Origin of the sequence: Streptomyces sp. NPDC102283 (assembly GCF_044766265.1) — a bacterium.
Lineage (GTDB): Bacteria > Actinomycetota > Actinomycetes > Streptomycetales > Streptomycetaceae > Streptomyces.
The window spans coordinates 127,955-137,737 of sequence record NZ_JBIWLQ010000024.1; the positions used below are offsets into that span (position 1 = coordinate 127,955).

Annotated in this window: 10 protein-coding genes and 1 pseudogene; 8 read left to right on the top strand and 3 right to left on the bottom strand. The window is 70.1% G+C overall.

The features are described 5' to 3' along the window. Positions 1-67: 67 nt before the first annotated feature. The 3 genes from ACIRJT_RS34310 (at position 68) to ACIRJT_RS34320 (ending at position 3,154) form a co-directional block, all read left to right on the top strand. Complete coding sequence (locus ACIRJT_RS34310; protein WP_403917221.1) at positions 68-1,300, top strand: helix-turn-helix domain-containing protein; 1,233 nt, start codon at positions 68-70, stop codon at positions 1,298-1,300. Positions 1,301-1,384: 84 nt separating this feature from the next. After that, a complete protein-coding gene (locus tag ACIRJT_RS34315) occupies positions 1,385-1,651 on the top strand; it encodes a hypothetical protein (RefSeq protein WP_403917224.1) in 267 nt (88 codons plus the stop codon). 402 nt (positions 1,652-2,053) lie between these two features. Continuing rightward, positions 2,054-3,154: a methyltransferase domain-containing protein gene (locus ACIRJT_RS34320; RefSeq protein ID WP_403917227.1), complete on the top strand. Its 1,101-nt coding sequence runs from the start codon at positions 2,054-2,056 to the stop codon at positions 3,152-3,154. A 62-nt stretch (positions 3,155-3,216) separates the two neighbouring features. Here ACIRJT_RS34320 and ACIRJT_RS34325 read toward each other — a convergent pair whose 3' ends face one another. Next, positions 3,217-3,453: a helix-turn-helix domain-containing protein gene (locus ACIRJT_RS34325; protein WP_403917230.1), complete on the bottom strand. Its 237-nt coding sequence runs from the start codon at positions 3,451-3,453 to the stop codon at positions 3,217-3,219. Between the two features lie 192 nt (positions 3,454-3,645). Here ACIRJT_RS34325 and ACIRJT_RS34330 point away from each other — a divergent pair, with 192 nt between their 5' ends. Then, complete coding sequence (locus ACIRJT_RS34330; protein ID WP_403917233.1) at positions 3,646-3,834, top strand: hypothetical protein; 189 nt, start codon at positions 3,646-3,648, stop codon at positions 3,832-3,834. A gap of 64 nt (positions 3,835-3,898) precedes the next feature. Further along, positions 3,899-4,777: pseudogene (locus ACIRJT_RS34335) on the top strand (LamG domain-containing protein); the annotation flags it as partial. Between the two features lie 177 nt (positions 4,778-4,954). On the opposite strand, the gene ACIRJT_RS34340 reads toward ACIRJT_RS34335, so the two are convergent. Beyond that, complete coding sequence (locus ACIRJT_RS34340; RefSeq protein ID WP_403917236.1) at positions 4,955-5,548, bottom strand: TetR family transcriptional regulator; 594 nt, start codon at positions 5,546-5,548, stop codon at positions 4,955-4,957. A 100-nt stretch (positions 5,549-5,648) separates the two neighbouring features. Between ACIRJT_RS34340 and ACIRJT_RS34345 the strand changes: the two genes are divergently transcribed. Together ACIRJT_RS34345 and ACIRJT_RS34350 are read left to right on the top strand one after the other, a co-directional pair. Next, a complete protein-coding gene (locus ACIRJT_RS34345) occupies positions 5,649-6,467 on the top strand; it encodes a nitroreductase (RefSeq protein ID WP_403917239.1) in 819 nt (272 codons plus the stop codon). 219 nt (positions 6,468-6,686) lie between these two features. Then, positions 6,687-6,893, top strand: coding sequence for a hypothetical protein (locus ACIRJT_RS34350; RefSeq protein WP_403917242.1), 207 nt, complete (start codon positions 6,687-6,689; stop codon positions 6,891-6,893). Between the two features lie 360 nt (positions 6,894-7,253). Here the strand turns inward: ACIRJT_RS34350 and ACIRJT_RS34355 are convergent, their stop codons facing one another. Continuing rightward, a complete protein-coding gene (locus ACIRJT_RS34355) occupies positions 7,254-7,883 on the bottom strand; it encodes a TMEM175 family protein (protein WP_403917244.1) in 630 nt (209 codons plus the stop codon). A gap of 409 nt (positions 7,884-8,292) precedes the next feature. Here ACIRJT_RS34355 and ACIRJT_RS34360 point away from each other — a divergent pair, with 409 nt between their 5' ends. After that, entirely contained in the window at positions 8,293-9,693 is a 1,401-nt protein-coding gene (locus tag ACIRJT_RS34360) for a hypothetical protein (protein ID WP_403917247.1), read from the top strand. Positions 9,694-9,783 lie beyond the last annotated feature (90 nt).

Here is a 9,783-nt window from a genome sequence, read left to right on the forward strand (position 1 = left end):
GCCGACTCGCCCCGAACCGGCGGCCGTACTCTGGGGATTGAGTGCACTCACCCATCAAGGGGATCCCATGATTAATCCGTCTGTCATGACGACCGGGGAGCGGATCAGGTACTACCGCACCAAGACCGGCAAGACACAGGCCGCTCTCGCAGGATTCGTCGGCCGCTCCGAAGACTGGCTCAGCAAGGTCGAACGCGGCGTCATCGGCATCGACTCCCTGCAGATGCTCGTCGCCATCGCCCGCGAGCTCGGCCTCGACAACGTCGCTGACCTGACCGGTCCCATCGTCAACCTCGAAGTCGCAGCCAGCACCGACCACCCGTCCGTCCCGGCGATCCGCCGGGCCCTGAACACCCCGCCGTCGCTCCTCGGACTCGGCTTGCCCGGCGACCCGCTGACCGCCCCGCAGCTCGACGAGCGGGTCGTCGAGGCATGGGGCATCTACGAAACCGAGACCGAACGGTACGGGCCCGTCGGCGACGCGCTGCCGGGACTCCTCGCCGAGGCGTACGCCACCCTGCGGGCCACCACCGGCGAAGACGAACTCACCGGCGCCCGCGCCCTCGTCAGCCTGCTGCACCTGCACCAGGTGTTCCTGCGCCGGGTCAACGCCCGCCGCCTGTCCCGGCTCGCCGCCGACCGGGCGATGCAAATCGCCGACCAGACCGGTGACCCCGCCATGATCGCCGCATCCGTGTGGAACGTCTGCGGGATCCTCACGTCGAGCGGCGAGGTCGGCGAATCCCTCGATCTCGCCCGGCAGACCATCGCCCACGTCCGGCCTGGCCCGGACGCCACCCCCGAACACATCAGCGCGTACGGGGCCCTGCACCTCGCAGGGGTCATCGCCGCCGTACGGCACAGCAGGCAGACTGCGGCGTGGGATCTGCTCGCGCAGGCCACCGTTGTCGCAGAGCGGCTCGGCCGCGACGGCAACCTGCTCCACACGAGCTTCGGCCCGACGAACGTTCGGATGCACGGCGTTCACCTCGCATCCGAGGAGGGTGACGCGCACGAGGCGCTGCGCCTGGCCGACGATGTCGAGGTGCCGGAGCCCGGCGGAGTTTTGCCGCTGGAGCGCACCACCCGGTATCTCGTCGAGGTGATGAACGCGCACCGGTTGACCGGGGACGACTACGGGACGCTGCACATGTTGCGCGAGATCATGGCGGCATCCCCCGAGGAGATCCGCTACTCGCCGTACGCCCGTGAGGCGGTTCAGGGTCTGCTGAAACGGTCGAGGCCGCAGATGCGGCGCGAGGTCCACACGATCGCCGAACACGTGGGGGTACTCGCGTAGCGGCGGATGGACGAACCCGGAACAAGAGGCGACCCGGAGAATTCTTCCGGGTCGCCTCGCCATATCCGCTCTACGGTCCGTGACATGACGATGACTCAGAGACGGATGCGGAGGGCGCCCGCCTTGACCGCCAACCCCTCACAGGGCATCCGCGTCCACAGAGCCGCAGCCTTACGCCGCACCGCCGCCGGCCGCTACGCGCTGCCCCTGACGGTCGAAGAGAACGGGCGCCCCCTCGGCCCGGCACTCCTCGTACTCACCCACGCCGACGCCGCCCAGATGCGCGCCGAGCTGGATCGCCTGCTCGACGGAGACCCGACACCCGCACGTACCGGCGGCAGCGATGAGTGATCCGGTACGCCGACATACCGCCGCCGCCCGCGTCCGGCGTGCAGCCCTCGCCGACGCCGCGTCCGAACTCGCGGTGCCAGCGTGCGCCGTCACGGGGGAGGCTGACTATCAGGCCCTGCTCGACCACACCTTGTCCTGCCTGGACTGCAGGACCAGCGGCGGGAAGTGCGCCACAGCTGCGAACCTCGACAGGGCGTGGCGACAGGCCCGAGGCGCCGCACCCCTCGACCAGCTCTACCGCCGGCCGCCCGCCCGCTCTCCCGAAGGACACACGATGAGCAGCACCCCCCAACAGGCCAGCGACGGTAAGCACGGCGGTCCGCCCTCTGACAAGCCGTGGCCCGTCCCCGAGCCCGCCCCGTCCCCGGACGGCTCCCGCCCCCAAGAGCACACCCCGCAGTCATGAGTACAGCGCAGACGATCCGTACCTACCCCGCGCTTGTGCAGAACCTCGCCGACCGAGGGCTGCTCGATACCCGCTGGCGGCAGGCATGGGAAGCCGTGCCCCGCAGTCAGTTCATCCCGCCCGACGCCTGGCGGCAGCTCCGCGACCGGTGCGAGCCGCTCGTGACCACGGAGGACTGGCTTGCGCTCGTCAACTCCGACGAGCCGGTCGTCACCCAGCTCGACGACGGAGCCGAGACCGGGCCCGGCATCGCGACGTCGTCGAACTCGATGCCTTCTATGGCCGCCCGGATGCTCCAGCTCCTCGACGTGTGCGACGGCCACCGGGTACTGGAGATCGGCACCGGCACCGGGTACGTCGCCGCACTGCTGTGCGAGCGGCTCGGTGACGAGCGGGTCTACAGCGTCGAAGTGGACCCGGCTGTCGCCCGGCAGGCTGCCGTCCACATCGCGGGCGCCGGGTACCGGCCGCACCTCCACGTCGGCGACGGCGCGGAGCCGATCCCAGGCATGGGCCCGGTCGACCGGCTGATCGCGACGTGCGCGCTGCGGCACATCCCGCACACGCTGGTCCGGCAGGTCCGGCCCGGAGGAGTCATCGTCGCCCCGCTGGCCCGGGAGTTCTGGTCCGGCGCCCTGGTCCAGCTCCACGTCCAGGACGACGGGACCGCGGCCGGGCCGTTCCGCGGGTCAGCGATGTACATGCCGATGCGCGCCCACCGCCCGGTCCACCACGAGATCGAGGGCAACGGCCGGCCCCGCGCCGCGGGCCTGGACCCCGCACGGATTCTCGACCTCGGGTTCGCGCTGTACGCCGGTGCGCGGCTGCCCGGCGTCCGAGTGACGGGAAGAACCACTGCAGACGGCGCGCGGGTGTGGGTGAGCCACGAGGACGGAGCCGCCGCCACCACGGCCACCGGTGAGGCAGTGTGGCAGTACGGACCGGGCTTCCTGTGGGAGGACGTCGAGCAGGCGTGGCGCGAGTACGAGGGGCTCGGCCGTCCCGAATTCGATCAGTTCGGGATGTCAGTGTCCGACCGTGGTCATCGTCTGTGGCTACGTGACCCGCACGCGGTGATCGAGGCGGTCCGGCGGTAGGGCACCTTCTTGAGTGAGCGCCCGGCGGTGGCCCCAGTCTCCCGCCGGGCGTTCTTCTGCGGTTATTCGACGAGGCGGGATAGCGGGGTGTCGAGTGCGCGGGCGATGCGGTACAGCGTGTCGATGCGAGTGGACACATGGCCCTGCTCGATGCGGTTGATCGTTTGCCGGTCTGTGTCGCTGAGCTCTCCGAGGCGCTCTTGCGACATTTTCCGAGCGGTGCGTGCGGCACGGATGCGGGTGCCGAGTGCCCGGCGGTGGGTGAGGACCCACTCGGGGGGCGGTTCGGTCGGCGGCACGTGTCCACGCTGACCCCGTCAAGATCTTTTGTCTGTATCAAATACTGTACAAGTCGCAGAAGTGGAATCCGGCCGTCATTCGTTCGCGCGTTCGAGTGATGCCGATCCGTACCCCTTGAAAGACGACCGACTTCAGTGATCAGCTCGGGGCTTACTCCTGAGTAAGATCCAAGAGCCGCGAGGTGAACCCGAGTGCCACCCGACCCGATCCCGCTCTCCTCTGCGCAGCGCACCCGCCGAGACTTTGCCCGCACTGACCTCGCCTCGGCCCGGATGGTCGACCTCGCGACCCTCGGTGAGCCGGGGCTGATCCTGCTTGTCGAGCGCCTGCGCGGCCACCTCGACGAAACGCTCGGCCTGATCGACGAGATCGCCGCATGAAGCTCGCGGGGGCCGCTATGCAGGGCCTATCTCTCTAAGCAACGCACCTCTTCAGTCGATATTGGCTCCCGCCAACATCTACAGCGGGGTCGCGGACAAGGCCGCGCTCACCGCCAAGTACGTCGACAACACCCGTACGTACTACCTCGCCGCCGCCGGCGCCGAGCTGTCCGGCTCCGTCTACACCCAGGTCAGCGACCTGGAGAACGAGCTGAACGGCCTGTGGACGTACGACCGGCGCGAGATCAAGGTCGACCCGAAGAAGGTCCGCGAGATCAACCGACAGGTGATCGCCGCCGGGGCCAATGCCGGTGAGCGCGACGAGCTGAAGGGCGGCGGTTCCTGGTCGCTCGACGAGAACAAGGGCGCCACCGCACGCGACAGCGGACCCAACAAGGCCCATCTCGCCCTGGAGGGCGGCGCCTCCTGGGCACCGGGCGTAGCCGGCTCGGCGCTGAAGTTCGACGGCGAGGGGCAGTACGCGCAGAGCGCGGGCCCGGTCGTGGACACCACGAAGGACTACACGGTCTCCGCGTGGGCCTCGTTGGACGCGGTGCCCGGCAACTACGCCACCGTCGTCAGCCAGGACGGCCGACGCACCGAGAACCCCTTCTACCTCCAGTACGGACAGGGGGCGTTCGCCTTCTCCACCCCGGGCGGCAAGCGGGCCCGCCTGGAGATCAGCCCGAAGACCGGCACGTGGTACCACCTGGTCGGGGTCCGCAGGGGCGACACGATCACGCTGTACGTCGACGGGAAGCCCGCCGCCACCACCGAGGCGGGCCCGGCTGACGTGAGCACCGGCCCGCTCTCCGTCGGGCGGGCCCGGTACGACGGCGCCAGGGGCGACTTCTGGAACGGCTCCGTCGATCAGGTCGGGGTGTACGACGAAGCCCTGACCGCCGAAGAGGTGGCTGCGCTCCACGGCCGTCAGCGGCCGTAGCACGGAAAGGATCCGGGGCCCGCCTCCCCGCGCCGCCCTCCTGGCGCAGGGAAGCGGGCCCCGGATCCGTCCGTACGCCGCTTCCGCGATCCGCGATGCGAAAGTCCCGCCCGTCTCCCGGCCGACCGACGGGGCCCGGACAACGCGCCCGGACATACCGGCAACTCGGCGGGGCCGTCAGTCCGTGGCCGACAGCGCGTTGTCCAGGAGGGTCTCCGCCGCCGTCCGCGCGTGCCGGCCGTAGTCCGCCTCGCCCAGCACCATGGCGCGGCTGGCGGCACCGTCCGCGAGGGTCACGAGCTGCTCGGCGAGGACGGCGGGGCGGCGGCAGCCCATCTCCGTTACCAGGTCGGCCACCAGTCGCACCATCAGCAGTTTCCGTTCGCGGGCGTAGGAGTGGACCGCGCTCCGAGGGTCCGGGAACTCCACGGCAGCGTCGATGAACGGGCATCCGCGCACGGGATCAGTGCCCGCCGGGAGCGGATCGAACAGCGCGAGGACTCTCTCCCTGGCGGAGACCTCCTCGCGTCCCAGCGCGCCCTCCAGGGTGAGCCCCGCCGAGGCGAGGTCCTTCAGATGGGCGAGGACAAGCTCGTCCTTGGCCCGGAAGTGCGCGTAGAGGGTGCGCTTGGACACCGGTGCCCGCTCCGCGATCTGTTCCATGCCGGTCGCGTTGATCCCCTGGGCCGTGAACAGTTCGGCAGCGGCGGCCAGGATGCGCTCCCGCCCTCCGCGCCCCTGTCGTCGCGATGTCGTCGTCACCGTGGTCATGGCTTAAGTGTACGACCTCGTTTACTTAGGAGGGGGTGTCTGGGTACAGTGCTTCCAGGTAAACGAATGCGTTTACTTAAGCGATTCCGAGGAGAGTTGCATGAGCAGGCCGGTCTTCACCCGGATGCGCGCGAGCGGGACGCCTGCGGACGGGACACCTGCCGGCGGGACGCGGGCGGGCGTGACGCGAACGTGGGAGTACGCCGAGTATGTGATTCGCGGGCGCCGTGCGACCCGCGCCTTTCGGCCCGACCCGGTGCCCGAGGACGTTCTGCGCGCGGTCTTCTCCCTCGCCGGAGCGGCGCCGTCCAACTCCAACGCGCAGCCGTGGCGGATCGAGGTTGTCGGCGGCGCACGGCGAGACCGGCTGGCCGACGCCCTACGGGTGGCCCACGCCGAGCGACGCGTCACGGCCGACTATCCGTACTCCGAGGACATGTACGCCCCGGTGCACCGGGAACGGCGGGCCGCGTTCGGCGCCGATCTGTACGGAGCGCTGGGTATCGGCCCCGACGACCATCAGGCCCGCGCGGCCTACGACGCGGAGAGCATCGGCTTCTACGGAGCGCCCCACGTCGCGTTTCTGTTCGTCACCGGCGACGGCGGGCCGCGACTTGCCGCCGACGCCGGCGCCTACCTGCAGACGCTGCTGCTGGCCATGACCGCCTACGGCGTGGCCAGTTGCCCGCAGGGCCTGCTCAGCTTCTACGCGGACACCGTCCGCGACGAGCTGCGCGTAGACGAAGGGAAGCTGCTCGTGGGGATCTCCTTCGGCTACGCGGACGAGACCGCGCCGGTGAACCGGGTCGGGACCGACCGGGCGGCCCTGGAGGCGACCACCACCTTCCACGGTCAAGAGTCCGTCACGGAATCGCTGCCCGGCCCTCCATCGTGGCCGGGAGGCCATCGAGCGGTGTGAGGTCCACGTCCTGGAGCAGCCGCTGCCGGGGGGCCGGGTGGGGCAGGGCGACGTGCGGCCGGCCGGACAGGCTGCCGGCCTGGGCGCTCCGGCGCGGAATCGGCCGCGGCGCGCCGGGCCGACGCGATGGTCCGCCGGCCCTGCGGGCGGCGGGTGACCCGCGTGATACGGGGTCCTGCTGCCTCAATTGGTCTGTACCTGTCGGGGCACAAGGGGAGCATGAGCGACGACATCACCACGATCACAGTCGAACTGCACGGCGGGCCGCTCGACGGGCAGACCGTCCGCGTCACCATCACCGACGACGACCCCTGGACCGCGATCCCCAACGCCGGCTGCACCTACCCCGGGGGCCGCAGCCTCTACGCCCCCGACACGACCGGCCACTGGGTCTGGCAGGACGACCAGCCGGCCGGTGCCCCGTGACAGCCGGCCGGTCAGTCCTCCTGCCATGCGGGGCCGGCCCCGTGGACAAGTGCGGAGTGGCCATTCGCCGAATCGCCGTCCTCGACGGCCGGCCGTAGTCCGCCAGGATGCCGTTGGCCCTCTGGGCGGGGGCCAGGCTGACGATCAGTGCCGCGCCGAGTTCCTCGACATCCGTCGCGTCCGCTTCGCCGTCCAGGTCGAGGAGGACACCGGCGTCGAACCCACCGAGCAGCAGATCGCTGCCGTCGCCGCCTACCTCGACCTCGACCTGGCCCCGGCCTTCATCGGAAGGCCCTGTGCTGGTGCCCGGTCCCCCGGAGTGTGCTCCCGTACGGGAATCGCGCGCGAAGCGGACGGGGGTCAGCCGTCCTGGCCGGTGGTGCGGAGCCGCTCCCGCCTGCCGAGGACGGCCTTCGCGGGGAAGAGGGCGAGCCAGCACCACATGGCCGCCCGCGGGGCGAAGAAGGCGATGGGGACGGATGCCCCGAACACGACGATCGTCGCGCCGAGATCCGCAGCGGTGTCCCGCCACTCGCCCACGGCGCGCACCCCGTGCCGACCCCTCAACGTCGCGAACATGGCGAGCTGCAACAGGTCGATGAGGCAGATGGTCGCGGCGTACATCGCCACCGCCAGCGGCTCGCGGGCCCCGTACTCGGCGAGGATCGAGGTGGGGAACGGAACCAGCGCGATCATGCCGAGCACCGCGAGCGCCAGATGCTGGGGGAGACCGCCCGTCTTCGCGGACATCAGCAGGATCTGCCGCTGGTCGCGCCAGAAGATGCACAGGATGAGGAAGCTCAACGCGTAGGCGGCGAGCTGGGGAGCGGTCGCGCGCAGCGCCTCGTGGAACCGCTCGGAGTCCAGGTCGGGCGCGACCCGGACTTCGAGCGCCAGGAGCGTCATGGCGATCGCGAAGATGCCGTCGGACAACGCGATCAGACGGTCGGGGCGGGCTGGCGAAGAGCTGCCGTTACTCACCCGGTTCACCCTGGCCCCTCGCCCGCGATCGACCGCGCATTGCTCCGACTGCGGCACGCCGCTCCGCGGTGGGCAGCAGCCTGTCGTCCAAAGCGTCAACCTCGACAGCTGCCGATTCACCCTCTGCGGTGGTGACGGGGGCAAGGGCACGTGAGCTTCAGGCCATGACAGGGGTGGAGGGAAGAGCGATGTGAGGCAGGTGGGACAGGAGCGCCCGTGCGGCGGTGGGCGGGCCGGGCCAATGACCGAGATCCGCAGCGCAAACGCGTCGCGCGGGGTTGGCCAACGGCCACCCGGTGTCGCTTTACGTCGCGAGTCGCGTGCGTTGAGCTAGTGATCGTTCCGTCCCGTTACGGCCCGTGGGGGGCATGTGCCGAAGGCGGTGCACTCCAAGAGCGTCGACTTGAGGGGAAATCTCATGTCCACACCTTCTGCTCCACTGCGCGTCGCCCTGGCCAACGGCAGTTTCGAAGAGCCGGTGGTGACCGGAGTGGAGATCCTGCCGGACGCCTCGCAGACACAGGCAGCCAAGCGTGTGCCGGGCTGGTTGACCACTGCCACCGATCACCGGATCGAGCTGTGGCGGTCGGGCTTCAACGGGGTACCGGCAGCCCACGGCGCCCAGTTCGCCGAACTCAACGCGAATCAGGTCTCCACGCTCTACCAGGATCTGCCGACCACCCCCGGGACGAAGCTGTATTGGCGGCTGTACCACCGCGGCCGCCAGGGGGACGACACCATGGCGCTGGACATCGGCGCGCCCGGCTCCCCGGTGGAGCAGCGCCGATTCACCGACGGTACGACCGCTTGGGGCTACTACACGGGTACGTACACCGTTCCGGCCGGGCAGGTGCTGACGCGTTTCTCCTTCCGCTCCATCTCGGCCGCCGGTGGCAACCAGGGCATCGGGAACTTCCTGGACGGCATCTTCTTCGGTACCGCCCCCTATGTGGAACTCACCAAGACCGCCGTTCCCGCCGGGCCACTGGAGGTCGGTGACACCGTCACCTACCGGGTCACCGCCAAGAACGAGGGCGGGGGTGCGGCGGAGGACCTCGTCCTCACCGACGTCGTTCCGCAGGGGACGACCTACCTGCCCGGGTCCCTGCGCGTCGTGGACGGCCCGAACGCCGGGACCAAGAGCGATGCGCAGGGTGACGACCAGGCGTACTACGACGCGGGGGACGACAAGGTCGTCTTCCACCTCGGCAACGGCGCTTCGGGGGTCTCGGGCGGCAGCCTGCCCAATACGGAGTCCTCGCCGGCAGGGACGACCGTGGAGTACCGGGTCGTCATCTCCCGGGAGAGCGGCGGCAGGCAGATCAGCAACACAGCGACCGCCTCCTACGAGAACCGGCTCGGCGACACACCGCAGCCACTGACGTCCACCTCCAACGAGCAGACCTTCCAGGTCAAGCCCGCCGCCGACCTGACCGTGACGAAGGCGGCCGACGCCACCACGGTCACCGTCGGCCAGACGGTCACCTACCGCGTCACGGTCCGCAACACCGGCCCGAACCCGGCAACCGGGGTCTCCGTCACCGACCGGCTCCCCGAAGGTCTCGCCTTCCTGTCCGCCGAGGGAACCCAAGGCCACTACGACCCGACGACCGGTCACTGGGCCGTGGGCGACCTGGCCGACGGCGCCACTGCCACCCTCGTGGTGAGGGCCAAGGCCACCAGGCTCGGCCGGGTCACGAACGCCGCCACGGTCACCGGCCAGGAGAAGGATCCCGACCTCACGAACAACGCCGACACCGTCACGATCTGCGTGGAGCCGGCCCCGTCCTGCTGCGACCCCTGCTCCACCGGCAGCTAGTCTTCTGAGTCAGGAATTCTGTTCAGATATGAGGCGAGGCGTTCGAGGATCTCGTCCGCGGTCTTGGTCCAGACGTAGGGCTTGGGGTCT